Consider the following 16,514-nt stretch of genomic DNA (forward strand, 5'->3'; position numbering starts at 1 on the left):
ATGCGCATCCTGGTGGCCAATGCCAATACCACCCAGGCCATCACCGCCGCCTGCGTCGCCGCCGCCCAGGCCGCGGCCGCGCCGGGCACCGAGATTATCGGCGCCACGCCCGCCTTCGGCCCGGCGGTGATCTCGACCCGGGCGGAGAATGCCATCGCCGCCCATGCGCTGCTGGCGACGCTGGCCGAATATGCCGGGACCATTGACGCGGCAGTGCTGGCCGTCAGCCACGACACGGCGCTGGAGGCGGCGCGGCAGCTGATGCCCTGCCCGGTGATCGGCATGACGGAGGCCGCCTGCCTGACCGCCTGCCTGGTCGGCGGCCAGTTCGGCGTGCTGACCCTGGGCCAGGCCGGACCCTATGAGGAGTTGGTGGCGCGCCACGGGCTGACGGCGCGCTGCGGCCAGGTGCTGGGCCTGCCGCTGACGCCGCAGCAGGCCATCGCCAATCCGGATGGCGCGGCCGGCCAGGTGCTGGCGGCGGCGGAGGCGATGGCGGCGCGCTGCGATTCGGTGGTGCTGGCCGGCGCGGCACTGGCCGGCATGGCCGCCGCCTTGCAGCCGCGCGCCGCCCTGCCCCTGCTGGATGGCATCGCCTGCGCGGTGAAGCTGGCCGAGGCGCTGGCGGCGCTGCGCCTGCCGAAGCCGCGCAGCGGCAGCTATGCCGCGCCGGAGGGCCGCGCGGCGCTCGGCCTTTCGCCCGCGCTGGCGGCGCTGCTGCGCGGCGCCTGACAGGAACTCCGCCGGTCGCGCGACGTTGCCTTGCCGACACGGAGGCAGCGCGATGCGGTTGGGCGGTGGACGCGAAAGCGGGAATGTCGAGGACCGGCGCGGTGGCGGCGGAATCGGCCGCGGGGGCATCGCCATCGGCGGCGGCTTCGGTGGCGTGGTGCTGGTGGTGCTGGCGCTGCTCTTCGGTGTCGATCCCTCGGTCATCCTCTCCGGTATGGACCCGGCGCCCCAGACCCAGCAGCGCCAGGCGGATGGCGCCCCGGCGCAGGATGAGGGTGCGCGCTTCGTGCGCCGCGTCCTGGCCGAGACCGAGGATGTCTGGACCCCCGCCTTCCGCGAGATCGGCCGCGAATACCGCGCGCCGAAGCTGGTCCTGTTCAGCGGCGCGGTGCAGAGCGCCTGCGGCGTGGCCCAGGCGCAGGTCGGCCCCTTCTACTGCCCGGGCGACCAGCAGGTGTATATCGACCTCGACTTCCTGGCCGAGATGCAGCGCCGGCTCGGCGCGCCGGGCGATTTCGCCGCCGCCTATGTCATCGCGCATGAGGTCGGCCACCATGTGCAGAACCAGCTCGGCGTGCTGGGCCGGGCGCAGCGCGGCGACAATGCCATGCAGGTGCGGATCGAGCTGCAGGCCGATTGCCTTGCCGGCCTCTGGGCCCGGCGCGCGCAGGATGCGCGGCAGATCCTGGAGGATGGCGATATCGAGGAAGGCCTGGGCGCCGCCGCTGCCGTGGGCGATGACCGGCTGCAGCGCCGGGGCGGCGGGCAGGTGGTGCCGGAAAGCTTCACCCATGGCAGTTCCGCGCAGCGCGTGCGTTGGTTCCGCGCCGGGCTGCAATCGGGCCAGCTGACTGCCTGCGACACTTTCGGGGCGCGCCAGCTTTAGTCTTTCGACGGCATGGCTAGACTAGGCGCATGCCGAAGATCGCAGTCGCCCGCCTCTGGTTCGAGGGCAATTCCTTCTCCCCCACCGTGACGGCGCCCGAGGCGCTGCGGTCCCGCGAATGGGTGGCGGGGCCGGAGGCGCTGGCGCGCTATGCCGGCACCGCCACCGAACTGGGCGGGCTGGCGCGCTTCCTGGCGGCGCGGCCGGATTGGCAGGCCACCATCCTGCGCTGCACCTCCGCCCAGCCCGGCGGCCCGCTGACCAAGGACGCCTTCGAAGGCTGGCTGGAGGAGGTGCTGAAGGGCCTGCGCGCCGGCGGCCCCTGGGATGGCGTCTATCTTTCCCTTCACGGCGCCTGCGTGGCGGAGGGGGAGCCGGCGGCGGATCTCGCCATCGTCCGGCAGGTGCGCGCGGCCATCGGCGCCACGCCGCTGACCGCCAGCTTCGACTTCCACGGCAATATGGCGCCCGAACTGGCGACCCTGCTGGACGGCGCCAGCGTCTATCGCACCTATCCCCACCTCGACATGGATGCGACCGCGCTGCGGGCCCTGGCCCTGCTGGAACGCCGCATGGCCGGCCAGCGCATCTTCGGAGCAATCGCGAAACTGCCGCAGGTGCTGCATTCCTTCCACATGCGCTCCGAGGCCGGGCCGATGGCGGAGGTCTGGGCGGAGGCCGCGGCGCTGGAGCACGGCGAGGTGCTGGAGGCCGCGCCCTTCGGCGGCTTCTCCTGGGGCGATACGCCGCATGCCGGCCCCAGCGGCATGGCCTGGGTCACCAGCCCGGAGGCCGCCAGCCGCGCCGCCCAGGCGGTGCTGGACGCCATCGCACGACGCCTGCCGCGCTTCGCCGTGACGCTGCCGGGGCCGGAGGCCGCGCTGGCCACGGCGCTGGCCGCGCCGCCTGGCCTGGTGGCGCTGCTCGACCCGGCCGACAATCCGCTTTCGGGCGGCGTCGCGGACAGCCCCGGCCTGCTGCGCGCCCTTGTGGAGGCGGCGCCGGGCGTGCCCACCGTCTTCGCCTTCCTGCATGACCCTGTCACCGTCACCGCGGCGCAGCAGGTGGGGGAGGGAGGCCTTGCCGACTTCGCGCTCGGCGCCCGCACCACCGCGGATTTCGGCCCGCCGGTCGCGGTCTCCGCCACGGTCGAAAAACTGACCGACGGCCGCTTCACCAATGCCGGCCCGATGGAGCGTGGCGCGCCCGTCGATCTCGGCGCCACCGCGGTGCTGCTGGTGGGCGGCTGGCTGCGCATCATCGTCACCAGCCGCAAGGAAGCCGCGGTGGACCCCGGCTTCTTCGCGCTGCATGGCATCGACCTCGGCGCCACGCGGCTGCTGGCGAACAAGGCGAAGAACCACTTCCGGGCCGCCTTCGCCGGGCGCTGCGCCGCGATCGTGGAATGCGATTGCCCGGGCCCCGCGGCGCTCGACCTCGCCGCGCTGCCCTTCCGGCATGTGCCGGCCGCCTGGCTGCGGCCGGTGGGCTGACGCCGCTCAGTCCAGCCGCGCGCCGGACAGGCGGACCACCTCCTGCCACTTGGTGTTCTCGGCGGCGATGAAGGCGGCGAATTCATCCGGGCCGAGCGGATGCGGCTCGGCGCCGATGCTGCGCTGGCGTTCCACCACCTCCGGGATGCGGCTGATCTCGGCGATGGCGGTCGCATAGCGCTGCAGGATGGGGCGCGGCATCCGCGCCGGCGCCTGCACGCCGAACCAGGCCACCGCCTCGAAGTCGGAGATGCCCGATTCCTGCACCGTCGGCACCTCCGGCAGGGCGAACCAGCGCTCCTTGCTGGTGACTGCCAGGATCTTCATGCGGCCCTCGCGCCCATGCGGCAGATAGGCCGGCAGATTGTCCACCGCGAGGTCGATATTGCCGGCGATCAGGTCCGGAATCACGCCGCCGGTGCCGCGATAGGGCACATGCGTCATCTGGATGCCGGCGCGCACCTTCAGGTATTCGCCGCAGAGATGGCCGGAGGTGCCGTTGCCCGGCGTGCCGTAGTTCAGCTTGCCGGGATTGGCCTTCGCATAGGCCAGCAGCTCGGCCAGATTTCGCACCGGCAGGTTGGCGTTCACCATGATGCCATTGGCCACCAGATTGGCCAGCGCGACGGCGGCCAGGTCCTCCTGCCGGTAGGGCATGCGGCTGTAGAGGAACTGGTTGATGCTGGCCGTGCCGATTGTGCACATCAGCAGCGTATGGCCATCGGGGTCGGACTTGGCGACCATGTCGGCGCCGAGATTGCCCCCGGCGCCGGGCCGGTTGTCCACCACCACCGGCTGGCCGAGCATCGGCGTCAGCCGCTCCGCCAGCAGCCGGGCCGTCAGGTCCGTCGCGCCGCCGCCCTGGAAGGGCACCACGATCCGCACCGGGCGGTTGGGGGCCCAAGGAGACTGGGCCTGGGCCTGGCTGGCGCCGATGAAGGGCAGGGCGAGGGCGGCGCCGAGCGCGCCGCGGCGGGTGATGGACATGATGGACGAGATCCCGGCTCTGGAAGCTGTTGGCTCAGCATTGGCGTGCCGGGCCCGGCTTTAGGATGGCGGGGCCGCCAGGCACAAGGCCGCCCCGCCGGCGGGCCCTATTCCACCCTGGCGCCGGAGCGCTGCACCACCACGGCCCATTTGGCGATCTCGGCCTTCACGAAGGCGTCGAAGGTCTCCGGGCTGGTGCCGCCATCGGGCGTGAGGTTGGGCGGCATGCCGCCGAGATCGGCCAGGCGGCGCTGCATCTCCGGCTCCCGGATGATGACGTTCATCTCGTCCGACAGGCGCTTGAGGACCGGCGCCGGGGTGCGGGCCGGGGCCTGCACGCCGAACCAGGCGGTCGCCTCCACGCCGGGGAAGCCGGCCTCCGCCGTGGTCGGCACCTCCGGCATGGCGGGCGTCCGTTCCTTGGTGGTCACCGCCAGCGGCCGCAGCCTGCCGTCGCGCAGATGGCCGATGACGGAGGGCAGGTTGTCCACGCCCACTTCCACCCGGCCGGCGATGATCTCCTGCAGCATCGGGCCGGCGCCGCGGAAGGGCACATGGGTCATGTCGATCCCGGCCTCCAGCTTCAGCAGCTCCCCGGTCATGTGCAGCGAGGTGCCGGCGCCGGAGGAGCCGTGGTTCAGCGTGCCGGGCCGCGCCTTGGCCAGCGCCACCAGCTCGCCCAGCGTGCGGGCCGGCAGCTGGGGATTCACGAAGATGGCATTGGGCACCCGCAGCATCAGCCCAACCGCGGCCAGGTCCTCCGGCTTCACCGGCATGCGGGCGCCATAGAGCGCGTAGTTGATGGCGCCGCCGCTGATGGTCTGCATCAGCAGGGTCTGGCCATCCGGTTCCGACTTGGCCACCACGTCATTGCCGATATTGCCGCCGGCTCCGGGCCGGTTTTCCACCACCACCTGGGTGCCCAGCCGGCGGCCCAGCGGTTCCGCCAGCAGCCGCGCGGCGATATCCGTGGTGCCGGCGGGGGGGAAGCCCACCACCAGGCGGATGGGGCGGGTGGGCTGCCAGCCTTGCGCGCGGGCGGCGCTCGGGACAATGGCAGGGGCGGCCAGGGCCGCGGCCAGCGTGGCGCGGCGGGTGATGGTCATGGATTTGTCCTCCGTTGATCGGCTGCGGAAACTTCTGCCCCGCTCTGCCGCTTGCAGGATGTTCCTGCCGCAACTGGCCGGGCCGTTGCAAGCTGGCAGCTTGCACGGGGGTTAGGTGCAAGCTGGCAGCTTGCACGGGGTTAGGTGCAAGCTGGCAGCTTGCGCCGGGGCAGGTGCAAGCCGCCGGCTTGCAACGGTGCTGGCGGGCTACTTGCCAGCCAGCGGGTTTTTCGCGACGAGAGAGGCGGCCTCCGCCCGCCTCGCCAGGCTGGGGGAGGGAAGGGCCCGTCGATGCAGTTCATGCGGCTTTACCTGCGGGTGCTCCAGCTTCTCGGGCCGGATCGCTGGATTGCCTACGGCCTTGGCTTCGCCGCCCTGGCCCTGGCCGGGCTGCAGTTCCTGGAGCCCGTGCTGTTCGGCCGGGTGATCGACCTGCTGTCCCGGTCCGAGCGGATGAGCAGCTCCGCCCTCTGGACCGAGGCGCTGGCGTTGCTGGTGCTGTGGGCCGCGGTCGGGCTTTCGCTGATCGGCGCCAATGTCGCCATCGCCCTGCTGTCCGACCGCATGGCGCATCGCAACCGCCTGACCATCATGGCGCGCTACTTCGAGCACGTCCTGTCCCTGCCGCTATCCTTCCACGGGGATACGCAATCCGGCCGGCTGATGAAGGTGATGCTGGTCGGCGCCGACAACCTGTTCGGCCTGTGGCTGTCCTTCTTCCGCGAGCACCTGACCACCTTCATCGCCGCCGTGGTGCTGCTGCCGCTGACCCTGATGATGAACTGGCGGCTCGGCCTGCTGCTGATCGCGCTGGTGATCCTGTTTGCCGTTGTCTCCGCCTGGGTGATCCAGAAGACGGAAGCAGCCCAGGGCCGGGTGGAGACGCTGCAGACGCGGCTCGCCGGCAATGCGCAGGATGCGCTGTCCAATGTCGTTGTGGTGCAGTCCTTCTCGCGCCTGGCCTCCGAGGCCCGGCTGTTCGGCGACATCGTGCGCCAGGTGATGGACAACCAGTTCCCGGTGCTGACCTGGTGGGCCGTGGTCTCCGTGCTCACGCGCGCGGCCTCGACCATCACCGTCATCGCCATCTTCGTCCTCGGCACCATCCTGCATGTGCAGGGCCAGGCGACCGTGGGCGAGATCGTCTCCTTCATGGGCTTCGCGACCCTGCTGATCGGGCGGCTGGAGGGGGCGGTGGGCTTCGTCTCCCGCCTGGTGTTCCAGATGCCGTCGCTGGAGGAATTCTTCGCGGTGCTCGATGCCCGCTCCTCCGTGCCGGAGAAGCCGGATGCGCTGACCATCGCGCGGGCGACGGGCGCGGTGCGCTTCGAGAATGTGGCCTTCGCCTATCCCGGCGGCCCGCCCATCCTGCGCGAGGTGGACATGGATGCGCCGCCCGGCCGCACCATCGCGCTGGTCGGCCAGACAGGCGCGGGAAAATCCACCGCCATGGCGCTGCTGCAGCGGCTGTGGGACCCGGTGGAGGGGCGCATCACACTGGATGGCCATGACCTGCGCGACCTGACGCTGGACAGCCTGCGCCGCAACGTGGGCGTTGTGTTCCAGGAAAGCCTGTTGTTCAACCGCACCATCCGCGCCAATCTGCTGATAGGCCGCCCCGATGCGACGCAGGAGGATCTGGAGCGCTGCTGCCGCATGGCGGAGGCGCATGATTTCATCATGGCCAAGCCGCAGGGATACGACACGCTGGTGGGGGAGCGTGGCAGCGCGCTTTCGGGTGGCCAGCGGCAACGCCTGGCCATCGCCCGCGCGCTGCTGAAGGATCCGCCGGTGCTGATCCTGGACGAGGCGACCAGCGCGCTGGATGCGGCGACGGAGGCCCGGGTGCAGCGCGCACTCCGCGCCCTGATGAACGGCCGCACCACCTTCGTCATCGCGCATCGCCTGTCCACGGTACGGGATGCCGAGGAGATCCTGGTCTTCGAGCAGGGCCGCGTGGTGGAGCGCGGCAGCTTTGCCGAGTTGGTGGCGCTGGACGGGCGCTTCGCGGAGCTGGTCAGGACCCAGCTGACCGGGAGTGAGCCCGCCGCTGCCTGAATGCGGCAGCGCACAACGCAGGCTTGCGGCGCGGGTGCCGCCACACGGAATGCTTGAACCCGCCCCCGCCGGCCTGTCACCATCCCCCGGCGGCCGGACGGCGCTGATCGTCCTTCCGCAACGGGAGGATCAACAACCATGACCATCGCCATCATCCTGAAGCGCAAAGGCGCCGAGGTGATCTCGGTTGCGGCGCAGGACGAGGTGGGCCACGTGGCACAGGTGCTGGCCCAGAACCGGATCGGTGCGGTGCTGGTGCGCGATGCCGGCGGCGACGTGCTCGGCATCGTCAGTGAACGCGATATCGTGCGCGTCGTCGGCGCCCATGGCGCGGAGGCGGTGACCATGCCGGTGGCACAGCTGATGACCCGCGCGCTGCACACGGTCACGCCGCGCACCCGCATCCCCGAGGCGCTGGGCCTGATGACCGACCGGCGCGTTCGTCACTTGCCGGTGTTGGAGGAGGATGGCAGCCTCGCCGGCATGGTCTCGATCGGCGACCTGGTGAAGGCGCGGATCGAGGAAGCGGTGCATGAGGCCGAGGAACTGCGGCACTACGTCGAAAGCGCGGGGTGACAAGATGCGGCTTGGGGTTCTGACCACTTTCCTGGCGGTGGCTTCCACCGCCGCCCTGGCGCAGAACCTCACGGTCGCGACCGGCGCGCCACCCACTTCGGTGGATCCGCATTTTTACAACGCGGCGCCGAACTTCGCGCTGTCCATGCATATCTTCGACCGCCTGGTGGAGCGCGATGCGGAGGTGAAGGCCTATCCGGGCCTCGCCGAATCCTGGACCGCGATCGCGCCCACCGTCTGGGAATTCAAGCTGCGCCGCGGCGTCACCTGGCACGACGGCACGCCCTTCACGGCGGAGGATGTGGCCTTTTCCGTCGCGCGGCCGCCCCTGGTGCCCAACAGCCCGGCCAGCTTCAGCCCCTTCGTGCGCGCCATCCAGCGGACGGAGATCGTGGACAGCCACACGCTGCGCTTCCACACGGCTGCGCCGCATCCGCTGCTGCCGGTGGAGCTCGGCTCCATCGCCATCGTGGCCAAGCATGCGGCGGAAGGGCGCACGACGGAGGATTTCAATTCCGGCCGCGCCGCCATCGGCACCGGGCCCTATCGGCTGGCCAGCTCCGTCCCCGGCGACCGCTTCGAACTGGTGCGCAACGCAGCCTGGTTCGGCCCGCGCCAGCCCTGGGAACGCGTGACCTACCGCGTCGTCGCCAATGACACGGCCCGCGTGTCCGCTTTGCTGGCCGGCGATGTCGACCTGATCGACCAGGTGCCGTCTTCCGACCTTGCGCGCCTGCGCCGGGACAGCCGTGTTTCCATTGCGGAGGTGCAGGGGCTGCGCCTGATCTTCATCGCCTTCGACCGGTCCCGCACCGGCAGCCTGCCGCAGGTGACGGACAATGACGGCCGGCCGCTGGAGGCGAACCCCTTCGACGACCTTCGGGTGCGACGGGCGCTGAACATCTCCGTCAACCGCCAGGCGCTGGTGGAGCGGGTGATGGAGGGTGCGGCGGCGCCCGCCGGCCAGTGGATGCCGCCCGGCACCACCACCCATGCGCCCGAAGTGCCGGTGCCGGACTTCGATGTGGAAGCCGCGCGCCGGTTGCTGGCGGAGGCGGGCTTCCCCAATGGCTTCCGGATGACGCTCTTCACGCCGAACGACCGCTACCCCAACGATGCCCGCACCGCCCAGGCCGTGGCGCAGATGTGGACGCGGATCGGCGTGCGCACGGCGGTGGAGGCGCTGCCCTGGACCAGCTATTCGGCACGCTCCGCCCGGCAGGAATTCCCCATCCGCCTGGCCGGCTGGGGGTCCTCGACCGGGGAGGCGGGCAGCTTCCTCATCAGCGTGCTCGGCACCTTCGACCGCCGGGCGCAGCGCGGCGCCGCCAATGCCGCGCGCTATTCGAACCCGGCGCTGGACGCGCTGACCGATCGCGCCGCGACGCTGCTGCCGCTGGAGGAGCGTGCGGCGGTGCTGCGCCAGGCGATCCGCCTGGCAACGGACGACGTGGCCATGGTGCCGCTCTACAACCTCACCAATTCCTGGGCGACGCGACGCGGGCTTGTGCATGAACCGCGGATGGATGAACGCACGGTCGCGATGGGCACGCGCCCGGCGCCGTAGGGCGTTGATGCAGGTCAAGGACCCCCGCGCCGCACCGGCCGAGACTGCCTGGACGACAACGCCAGGAGTCCCGCATGAACCACCAGCACCGCAAGGTCCTGCACGCCCTCTTCGCGCATCCCGTCAGCGCCAATATCGACCCGAAGCAGGCCTTCGCGGTCTTCGAGGCGGTGGGTGCGGAGGTCAGCACGGGCGGACATGGCCAGGTGAAGGTCTCCCTCAACGGCCATAGCCGAGGATTCCATGAGACCCGCCACAGCCTGTCGAAGCAGGAAGTGGTGGAGATGCGGTCCTTCCTGGCCAGTGCGGGCATCGACCCGGAGCGCGATTTTCCGCTCTAGCGCGCCCGGACCAAGGGGGTTGCTCATCCGGCCGGTTGGGGGCGATGCTCGCGCCACGAAGAGCAACATCCGAGGGACAGCTTCACCATGATCTTCCGCCGCCACATCCTCGCCGCCGCCGGCGCCGCCCTGGCCACACCCGCGCTGACCCGCGGCGCCGCCGCCCAGACGCGCTGGCAGATGGCCACCCCCTATGCCGACGGCAATTTCCACACCCGCAACATCCGCCAGATGCTGACGGAGATCGAAGCCGCCACCAGTGGCCGCCTGTCCATCCAGCTGCATTCCAACGGCGCGCTGCTGCCGATGCCGCAGATCAAGCGCGGCGTGCAGACCGGCCAGGTGCAGGCGGGCGAGATCCTGCTGACCGCCTATTCGAACGAGGATGTCTTCTTCGACGCGGATGCGATCCCGCAGCTGGTCACCAACTACCCGCAGGCGAAGAAGCTGGCGGATCTGCAGAAGCCCTATATCGAGACGCGGCTGGCGCGGCAGGGCCTGACCCTTCTCTACATGGTGCCCTGGCCGCCCGCGGGCCTCTATGCGCAGAACCCGATCCCGACCATCGAGGGCCTGCGCGGCCTGCGCTTCCGCACCTTCAGCCCGGCGACGAACCGCTTCGCGGCGCTGGTCGGCGCGCAGCCCACGCTGGTGCAGTCCGCCGAACTCGCCCAGGCCTTCGCCACCGGCGTGGTGCAGGCGCAGATCACCTCCGCCGCCACGGGCGTGGACACCGCGGCCTGGGACTATGCGAAGGTCTTCACGCCGCTCGGCTTCTCCATGACCAAGAACGCCGTTCTCGTCTCCCGCCGCGCGCTCGATGCGCTGTCCGCTGCCGACCAGGCCGCGGTGCGGACGGCGGCGGCGGCCGCCGAGGCGCGGGGCTATGAGCTGAGCGCGGAGGCGCAGCGCAGCACGGAGGCGACGCTGGGCAGCCGCGGCATGCAGATCGTCCCGCCCACCGAGGAATTCCTCGAGGGCCTGCGCCGTATCAGCACCACCATGACGGATGAATGGGTGGCCCGCGCCGGCGCCGATGGCGCGAAGCTGATCGCCGACTACAAGGCCTGAGCCAGGGCCGCGGCGTCGGGTTCACCGGCGCCGCATCAGGACGGCGGCCAGCTGGTCGGCAAACACCACCAGCACGGCCGCCAGCACCACCAGCACCGCGCCCAGCAGGCTGGGCAGCGCCGGCACCAGGCCGAAGACCAGCAGGTCGAACAGCACGGCCCACAACAGGGCGGTGTACTCGAAAGGTGCGAGGAGGGAGATCGGCGCGCGCGCCACCGCCTCCGTCATGCAGATATGCGCGAGGCCCCCCGCAATGCCGGCGCCGACCAGCCAGGCGAAGGACAGGCCGTGCAGCGACGCCCAGCCGAAGGGCAGCGTCGCCAGCCCGCCCGCGGCGCAGATCAGCGAGAAATACAGCACGATGGTGCCCGGCAGCTCCGTCGCCGTCAGCCGCTTCACCTCCACCCGCGCGCCCAGCGTGGTGGCGGCCGCGGCGAGTGCGGCGCCGACGCCGATCAGGGTGGCGGCATCCAGCCTCGGGCCGATGAAGGCCGGCGCCAGCATCAGCAGCACGCCGCCGAAACCCAGCAGCGCAGCGCCGCCCACCAGCCAGCTCGGCCTTTCCCGCAGTACGATGACGCCGACCGGCACCGCCAGCAGCGGCGCCAGGAAGCTGAGCGCGGTGGCCAGCGCCAGCGGCAGCTTCGACAGCGCCAGGAAGGAGAAGAACATGGAGGCGCATCCATAGGCGCTGCGGCGGACATGGCTGAAGGGATTGCGCGTGCGCAGCCCGCGCGGGAACTGGCCGCGCCAGGCCAGGTAGCCCAGCACCGGAATCAGCGCCCAGGCGCTGCGGTGGAAGACGATCTGCCCAACCGGCGCCTCGGCCGAGGCCAGCCGCACCATCATCGACATGATCGTGAACAGCAGCGTCGCCGTCAGCCGCAGGGCGATGCCCCAGCCCGGATGCTCCTTCCTGCCGCTCATGCCCACTCCCGCCGCCTCGGGTCGGTCCTACCAGAGGGCGCGGCGATGCGGCAGCCTGTCACAAGCGGGGCGGCTGCCTCGTCCTGTGCATGATCGCATGACAAGGAGCAGGATCATGACACCGCGCCTGGACTATTTCGCCGCCGCCCCCGAAGCCTTGAAGGGCATGCTCGCCCTGGAAAAGGCGGTGGCGGCCGGCCCGCTGGAGCACAGCCTTCGGGAGCTGGTGAAGCTCCGCGCCTCGCAGATCAATGGCTGCGCCTTCTGCATCGACATGCATGCCCGCGACGCCCGCAAGGCCGGCGAGACCGAAGCCCGCATCTATCTGCTGAATGCCTGGCGGGAGGCGCCGCACTATACGCCGCGCGAACGCGCCGCCCTGGCCTGGACCGAGGCGCTGACCCTGGTCGCCAGCACCGCCGCGCTGGATGCGGCCTGGGAAGGGCTGGAGGGGCATTTCACCGATGCCGAGAAGGTGGCGCTCAGCCTGCAGATCTGTGCCATCAACAGCTGGAACCGCCTGGCCATCGGCTTCCGTTCCGTGCCGCCGCTGCCGCAGGCATGACCGAGGACGCGCTGCGCGATTTCGTGCCGGTGCGGCCGGAGCTGGTCGGGCTGGCCTATCGCATGACCGGGTCGCGCGCCCAGGCCGAGGATATCGCGCAGGAGGCCTTCCTGCGCTGGGCCGCGACGGATCGCGCGGCGGTGGAGGTGCCGCGCGCCTTCCTGCTCAAGATCGCGGCGCGGCTCAGCCTGGACCACCTGAAATCCGCGGCGCATCGGCGAGAGGACTATGTCGGACCCTGGCTGCCGGAGCCGGTGGTGGAGGATCTGGCGGCGCCGCAGCAGGTGGCGCTGGACCAGGCGCAGGATCTCTCGGTGGCCTTCCTGCTGACGCTGCAGCGACTGTCGCCGGCGGAGCGCGCGGTCTTCCTGCTGCACGACCTGTTCGAGACGCCCTTCGAGGAGATCGCCAGCCTGCTCGGCCGCAGCGCCCCCGCCTGCCGCAAGCTGGCGGAGCGCGCGCGGGACCGGCTCGGCACGCCGGTGCCGCGCTTCGCGGTGGCGGAGGAGGAAGCGGCGCGCATCGCCCGGGCCTTCTTCGCCGCCTCCCGCGGCGGGGACCTGGCGCCGCTGCGCGACATGCTGGCAGAGGATGTGGTGCTGCATACGGATGGCGGCGGCGTGCGGCCGGCGGCGCGCAACCTGATCACGGGGGCAGACCGCGTTGCACGCTTCTTCCTGGGCCTCGCGACGAAATGGCCGGGGCCGGCGGTGCCGCTGCATGTCGGACGGATCAACGCGCTGCCGGGCTTCGTGACGCGGGAGGCGGATGGCCTGCCGCAGACCACGGCGCTGGACTGGCGGGACGGCCGCATCGTCGCGATCTATGTGGTGCGCAACCCGGCCAAGCTGGCGGCGATCCGGGCCGGGCTGGGCTGACGGCTCATCCCCGATCGGAGGAATCGCGTCGCTGCATCCAGGTCATCAGCCCCAGCACCAGGGCGATCACGCCGGCCACCGCCGCCACGCCCAGCAAGGCGAGCGAGATGCCGAGTTGCAGCACGCGCGCCACCAGCGCGATGGCGGTCATCGCCACCGCGATCCCGATCACCCATTTCAGCATGCGTCGCGGTCCCCCTCGGCTTCGCGAAATCAGCGCGCCGAGGGTGAAAGGGTTCCGTCAGTTGATCCGGCCGAGCATGCCCCGCACGATCACCTGCGCCTGGATCTCCGCCGCCCCCTCGAAGATCGACAGGATGCGCGCGTCGCACAGCACGCGGCTGATCGGGTATTCCACCGCATAGCCATTGCCGCCATGGATCTGCAGGGCGCAGTCCGCATTGGACCAGGCGACGCGGGCGGCGAGCAGCTTGGCCATGCCGGCCTCGATGTCGCAGCGGCGGTCGGCGTCCTTCTGGCGCGCGGCGAAGTAGGTCAGCTGCCGCGCCATCATGGTCTCCGCCACCATGAAGCCGAGCTTGCCGTAGACGCGCGGGAAATGCTGGATCGCCTTGCCGAACTGCTTGCGGTCCCGCGCATAGCCGGCGCCCAGCTCAATGGCGTTGCGCGCGACGCCGAGTGCGCGCGCGGCGGTCTGGATGCGGGCGCTTTCGAAGGTTTCCATCAGCTGCTTGAAGCCGCGGCCCTCGACGCCGCCGAGCAGGTTGGCGACGGGGACTTCGAAACCGTCGAAAGTGATCTCGTATTCCTTCATGCCGCGATAGCCGAGCACGGGGATTTCCGTGCCGCTCATGCCGGGGGCGGGGAAGGGGTTTTCGTCCGTCCCGCGCGGCTTCTCGGCCAGCAGCATGGACAGGCCCTGGTAGCCGGGGGCGTCGGGGTCGGTGCGGACCAGCAGCGTCATCAGGTCCGACCGCGCGCCATGCGTGATCCAGGTCTTCGCGCCATACACCTTGAAGACGTCGCCCTCGCGGACGGCGCGGGTGCGCAGGCTGCCGAGGTCGGAGCCGGTATCGGGTTCGGTGAAGACCGCGGTGGGCAGGATCTCGCCCGAGGCGATGCCGGGCAGGAATTTCTGTTGCTGCTCAGGCGTGCCGCCGAGGCGGATGAGTTCGGCCGCGATCTCGGACCGGGTGCCGAGCGAGCCGACCCCCAGGAAGGCGCCGGAGAGCGCCTCGGAGACCAGGCACATCGCCACCTTGCCGAGGCCGAGGCCGCCATGTTCCTCCGGCACCGTCAGGCCGAAGACGCCCATCTCCGCCAGTTTCTCCACCGTCGGCAGCGGGATCAGCGCGTCGCGGCGGTGCCAGTCCTGGGCATAGGGGGCGATCTCGGCGGCGGCGAAGCGCAGGAATTCAGCCTGGGTCGCTTCCAGCAGCTCGTCCTGCAGGAAGTCGGCGCCATGGCCGCCCTCCGTCGCGGCCTCCGCCAGCAGGCGGCGCGCGGCGTCCAGCGCGGGCAGGTCGGACAGCGCGGCCAGCGCCGGCTCGGCCAGGAAGCGGGCGACGGCTTCGGGCGAAACGCCCATATCGGCGGGGCGGATGAATTCGGACTGGCTCATCGGAATGCCGCCGGCGAGCTGCGCCAGATACTCGGCGAAGCCTAGATCCAGGATGGCCTGTTCCACCACGCCGAAGCGCCCGGCTGCCTCCAGCCGCTGCGCCCAGGCCAGCGTCTCCCGCAGCGCCGCCACATAGGTGGCCTGCCAGGCCAGGCCGTGGCCGGCGAGCTGGTGGCGCTCCAGCAGATCGGCGCGCACCTTGCCGGCGGGCGCCACCAGCGCCGCGATGGCGCGGCGGGTGTCGTCATGCAGGCGCTCCGCCGCCGCGAGGCCGGCGGCGGCGCGGGAGAGCAGGTCGCGCGTCGTGGTGAGGTTGGCGACGATCTGGTCCATGCGTCCTACTCCTGGGGGCCGGCGATGGTGCCGGCGTCGTGCAACTTGCCGATGGCGGAAGTGGTGAGGCCGAGCACTTCCGCCAGCACCCGATCGGTATCCTCGCCGAGACGCGGCGCCGGTGCCGCCGGCGCGCGTTCGGCAAAACCCAGCGGCACGGCCGGCGCCAGGATCTCGCCGACGCCCTGCTGGGAAATCTGCGAAAACATCGGATTGGCGGTGGAGCACCGCGCATCCTCGCGGACCAGCTGGCCAAAATCCTGATAGGGGCCCCAGAGCACGCCGGTTCCGGCGAAGGCTTCGCCGATCTCGGCCAGGGTGTGCTTCGCGAACCAGGGGGCGAGCACCGCATTGATGGCGTGGCGCGCCTCGAACCGGCCGCCCTCGTCGTTCAGGTCGACATCCAGCATGGGGCCGATCATCGCGATCTTCTCGGCCAGGCCCGTGGCCTTGCCGACGGCCGCCCATTGCCGGTTGGAGATGGCGCAGACCATCACGCGGCGGCCGTCCTTCGTGGGGAAGTCCCGCCCCCAGGCGCCGTAGAGGTCATTGCCCATGGGCGGGCGCACGCTGTTGTTCACCTGGACGTCGGCGACATAGCCGAGGGTGGCCACCGAGGCGAGCATCACGTCCGACAGCGCCAGCGTCACCTCCCGCCCCTGTCCGTCGCGCCGGCGGGCGCGTTCGGCGGCGAGCAGGCCGGTGGAGAGATAGAGGCCCGCGGCAATGTCCCAGGCCGGCAGCACATGGTTCACGGGCTCGCCCCCGCTGCCGGTCGCGGTCGGGAAGCCGCTGGCGCAGTTCACCGTGTAGTCCACGGCGCCCGAGCCATCATGATTGCCGGTCAGCCGCATCATGATGAGGTCGGCGCGGTGCTTGGAAAGCTCCGCATGGCTCATCCAGCCGCTGGCGGGCAGGTTGGTCAGCAGGATGCCCTTGCCCTCGCCCGGGGCACAGATCAGCGCGCGGGCGATCTCCCGCCCCTCCGGCTTGTGCAGGGCCAGGGCCACGCTGCGCTTCGATTTGTTCAGCCCGGTCCAATAGAGCGAGGTGCCGGTGGGGGCGAGCGGCCAGCGGCGGTAGTCGATGTTGCCGCCGATCGGGTCGATGCGGATGACCTCCGCGCCCATCTGCGCCAGCGTCATGCCGCCGATCGGGGCCGCGATGAAGGCGGAGACTTCCACCACCCGAAGATCGCCGAGAAAGCCCGCCATGTGAAAGTCCCGTATGTGCGGAGCCGGTCTAGACTATTTCGAGCCCCCGCAAAATTGCCACCAGGGCCCTCATCCTGCCGCCGGCTGGCCGCCTGGCGCGCCCGCAGACCAACTGCCCTCGGATCCTAGCCCATTGCGCCTTCGCTGGACGCCTTGGATCTCTGGATGACCCTCCAAGGTATGAGCCGCGAGGTGCCC

16 protein-coding genes are annotated in these 16,514 nt (G+C 70.9%); 10 read left to right on the plus strand and 6 right to left on the minus strand.

Annotated elements, in window-relative coordinates; all coding sequences use genetic code 11:
- From J3S20_RS07145 to J3S20_RS07155, 3 genes are read left to right on the plus strand one after another with little or no spacing between them, the layout of a single operon-like run.
- Positions 1 to 732, plus strand: a complete 732-nt coding sequence (locus J3S20_RS07145; protein WP_246602478.1) for an aspartate/glutamate racemase family protein — start codon at positions 1 to 3, stop codon at positions 730 to 732.
- A gap of 52 nt (positions 733 to 784) precedes the next feature.
- Positions 785 to 1,618 carry a KPN_02809 family neutral zinc metallopeptidase gene (gene ypfJ, locus J3S20_RS07150; RefSeq protein WP_216835763.1) on the plus strand — a complete coding sequence of 278 codons (834 nt, stop codon included), beginning with the start codon at positions 785 to 787 and terminating at the stop codon, positions 1,616 to 1,618.
- A gap of 29 nt (positions 1,619 to 1,647) precedes the next feature.
- The gene (locus tag J3S20_RS07155; RefSeq protein ID WP_216835764.1) at positions 1,648 to 3,111 is read left to right on the plus strand and encodes a M81 family metallopeptidase; all 1,464 of its coding nucleotides are present in this window, start codon (positions 1,648 to 1,650) and stop codon (positions 3,109 to 3,111) included.
- Between the two features lie 6 nt (positions 3,112 to 3,117).
- Here the strand turns inward: J3S20_RS07155 and J3S20_RS07160 are convergent, their stop codons facing one another.
- Both J3S20_RS07160 and J3S20_RS07165 read right to left on the minus strand, forming a co-directional pair.
- Positions 3,118 to 4,098: a Bug family tripartite tricarboxylate transporter substrate binding protein gene (locus J3S20_RS07160; protein ID WP_216835765.1), complete on the minus strand. Its 981-nt coding sequence runs from the start codon at positions 4,096 to 4,098 to the stop codon at positions 3,118 to 3,120.
- Positions 4,099 to 4,205: 107 nt separating this feature from the next.
- On the minus strand, positions 4,206 to 5,204 hold the full coding sequence (locus tag J3S20_RS07165; RefSeq protein WP_216835766.1) for a Bug family tripartite tricarboxylate transporter substrate binding protein: 999 nt from the start codon (positions 5,202 to 5,204) through the stop codon (positions 4,206 to 4,208).
- Between the two features lie 291 nt (positions 5,205 to 5,495).
- Here J3S20_RS07165 and J3S20_RS07170 point away from each other — a divergent pair, with 291 nt between their 5' ends.
- The 5 genes from J3S20_RS07170 to J3S20_RS07190 all read left to right on the plus strand — a co-directional run bounded on the left by J3S20_RS07170 (position 5,496) and on the right by J3S20_RS07190 (position 10,817).
- Complete coding sequence (locus J3S20_RS07170; protein ID WP_216835767.1) at positions 5,496 to 7,262, plus strand: glucan ABC transporter ATP-binding protein/ permease; 1,767 nt, start codon at positions 5,496 to 5,498, stop codon at positions 7,260 to 7,262.
- A gap of 138 nt (positions 7,263 to 7,400) precedes the next feature.
- On the plus strand, positions 7,401 to 7,838 hold the full coding sequence (locus tag J3S20_RS07175) for a CBS domain-containing protein (protein WP_216835768.1): 438 nt from the start codon (positions 7,401 to 7,403) through the stop codon (positions 7,836 to 7,838).
- 4 nt (positions 7,839 to 7,842) lie between these two features.
- Positions 7,843 to 9,405, plus strand: coding sequence for an ABC transporter substrate-binding protein (locus J3S20_RS07180; protein WP_216835769.1), 1,563 nt, complete (start codon positions 7,843 to 7,845; stop codon positions 9,403 to 9,405).
- A gap of 74 nt (positions 9,406 to 9,479) precedes the next feature.
- Positions 9,480 to 9,746, plus strand: a complete 267-nt coding sequence (locus tag J3S20_RS07185; protein ID WP_216835770.1) for a hypothetical protein — start codon at positions 9,480 to 9,482, stop codon at positions 9,744 to 9,746.
- A gap of 87 nt (positions 9,747 to 9,833) precedes the next feature.
- Positions 9,834 to 10,817: a TRAP transporter substrate-binding protein gene (locus J3S20_RS07190; RefSeq protein WP_216835771.1), complete on the plus strand. Its 984-nt coding sequence runs from the start codon at positions 9,834 to 9,836 to the stop codon at positions 10,815 to 10,817.
- 21 nt (positions 10,818 to 10,838) lie between these two features.
- On the opposite strand, the gene J3S20_RS07195 is transcribed toward J3S20_RS07190, so the two are convergent.
- Positions 10,839 to 11,744 (minus strand): DMT family transporter, encoded by a 906-nt coding sequence (locus J3S20_RS07195; protein ID WP_216835772.1) that lies wholly within the window; start codon positions 11,742 to 11,744, stop codon positions 10,839 to 10,841.
- A 115-nt stretch (positions 11,745 to 11,859) separates the two neighbouring features.
- Here J3S20_RS07195 and J3S20_RS07200 point away from each other — a divergent pair, with 115 nt between their 5' ends.
- Together J3S20_RS07200 and J3S20_RS07205 are read left to right on the plus strand one after the other, a co-directional pair.
- Positions 11,860 to 12,309: a carboxymuconolactone decarboxylase family protein gene (locus J3S20_RS07200; RefSeq protein ID WP_216835773.1), complete on the plus strand. Its 450-nt coding sequence runs from the start codon at positions 11,860 to 11,862 to the stop codon at positions 12,307 to 12,309.
- Positions 12,306 to 13,187 carry a sigma-70 family RNA polymerase sigma factor gene (locus tag J3S20_RS07205; protein WP_216835774.1) on the plus strand — a complete coding sequence of 294 codons (882 nt, stop codon included), beginning with the start codon at positions 12,306 to 12,308 and terminating at the stop codon, positions 13,185 to 13,187. The genes J3S20_RS07200 and J3S20_RS07205 overlap by 4 nt, the downstream gene beginning before the upstream one ends.
- 4 nt (positions 13,188 to 13,191) lie before the next feature.
- Here the strand turns inward: J3S20_RS07205 and J3S20_RS07210 are convergent, their stop codons facing one another.
- Genes J3S20_RS07210 through J3S20_RS07220 form a run of 3 tightly spaced genes read right to left on the minus strand, consistent with a single transcriptional unit; the run spans position 13,192 to position 16,316 of the window.
- Positions 13,192 to 13,371 (minus strand): hypothetical protein, encoded by a 180-nt coding sequence (locus J3S20_RS07210; RefSeq protein ID WP_216835775.1) that lies wholly within the window; start codon positions 13,369 to 13,371, stop codon positions 13,192 to 13,194.
- A gap of 57 nt (positions 13,372 to 13,428) precedes the next feature.
- The gene (locus tag J3S20_RS07215) at positions 13,429 to 15,102 is read right to left on the minus strand and encodes an acyl-CoA dehydrogenase family protein (RefSeq protein ID WP_216835776.1); all 1,674 of its coding nucleotides are present in this window, start codon (positions 15,100 to 15,102) and stop codon (positions 13,429 to 13,431) included.
- A gap of 5 nt (positions 15,103 to 15,107) precedes the next feature.
- On the minus strand, positions 15,108 to 16,316 hold the full coding sequence (locus J3S20_RS07220; RefSeq protein ID WP_216835777.1) for a CoA transferase: 1,209 nt from the start codon (positions 16,314 to 16,316) through the stop codon (positions 15,108 to 15,110).
- Positions 16,317 to 16,514 lie beyond the last annotated feature (198 nt).

This window comes from Falsiroseomonas tokyonensis (genome assembly GCF_019024325.1).
In the GTDB taxonomy this organism is placed as follows: Bacteria; Pseudomonadota; Alphaproteobacteria; order Acetobacterales; family Acetobacteraceae; genus Falsiroseomonas; species Falsiroseomonas tokyonensis.

What these genes read in the sequence shown, in the direction of transcription:
- J3S20_RS07185 (WP_216835770.1), top strand. Translation starts at nt 9,480, where the DNA reads ATGAACCACCAGCACCGCAAGGTCCTGCACGCCCTCTTCGCGCATCCC.
- J3S20_RS07160 (WP_216835765.1), bottom strand. Translation starts at nt 4,098, where the DNA reads ATGTCCATCACCCGCCGCGGCGCGCTCGGCGCCGCCCTCGCCCTGCCC.
- J3S20_RS07220 (WP_216835777.1), bottom strand. Translation starts at nt 16,316, where the DNA reads ATGGCGGGCTTTCTCGGCGATCTTCGGGTGGTGGAAGTCTCCGCCTTC.
- J3S20_RS07165 (WP_216835766.1), bottom strand. Translation starts at nt 5,204, where the DNA reads ATGACCATCACCCGCCGCGCCACGCTGGCCGCGGCCCTGGCCGCCCCT.
- ypfJ (WP_216835763.1), top strand. Translation starts at nt 785, where the DNA reads ATGCGGTTGGGCGGTGGACGCGAAAGCGGGAATGTCGAGGACCGGCGC.
- J3S20_RS07190 (WP_216835771.1), top strand. Translation starts at nt 9,834, where the DNA reads ATGATCTTCCGCCGCCACATCCTCGCCGCCGCCGGCGCCGCCCTGGCC.
- J3S20_RS07210 (WP_216835775.1), bottom strand. Translation starts at nt 13,371, where the DNA reads ATGCTGAAATGGGTGATCGGGATCGCGGTGGCGATGACCGCCATCGCG.
- J3S20_RS07180 (WP_216835769.1), top strand. Translation starts at nt 7,843, where the DNA reads ATGCGGCTTGGGGTTCTGACCACTTTCCTGGCGGTGGCTTCCACCGCC.
- J3S20_RS07200 (WP_216835773.1), top strand. Translation starts at nt 11,860, where the DNA reads ATGACACCGCGCCTGGACTATTTCGCCGCCGCCCCCGAAGCCTTGAAG.
- J3S20_RS07145 (WP_246602478.1), top strand. Translation starts at nt 1, where the DNA reads ATGCGCATCCTGGTGGCCAATGCCAATACCACCCAGGCCATCACCGCC.
- J3S20_RS07175 (WP_216835768.1), top strand. Translation starts at nt 7,401, where the DNA reads ATGACCATCGCCATCATCCTGAAGCGCAAAGGCGCCGAGGTGATCTCG.
- J3S20_RS07155 (WP_216835764.1), top strand. Translation starts at nt 1,648, where the DNA reads ATGCCGAAGATCGCAGTCGCCCGCCTCTGGTTCGAGGGCAATTCCTTC.
- J3S20_RS07195 (WP_216835772.1), bottom strand. Translation starts at nt 11,744, where the DNA reads ATGAGCGGCAGGAAGGAGCATCCGGGCTGGGGCATCGCCCTGCGGCTG.
- J3S20_RS07170 (WP_216835767.1), top strand. Translation starts at nt 5,496, where the DNA reads ATGCAGTTCATGCGGCTTTACCTGCGGGTGCTCCAGCTTCTCGGGCCG.
- J3S20_RS07205 (WP_216835774.1), top strand. Translation starts at nt 12,306, where the DNA reads ATGACCGAGGACGCGCTGCGCGATTTCGTGCCGGTGCGGCCGGAGCTG.
- J3S20_RS07215 (WP_216835776.1), bottom strand. Translation starts at nt 15,102, where the DNA reads ATGGACCAGATCGTCGCCAACCTCACCACGACGCGCGACCTGCTCTCC.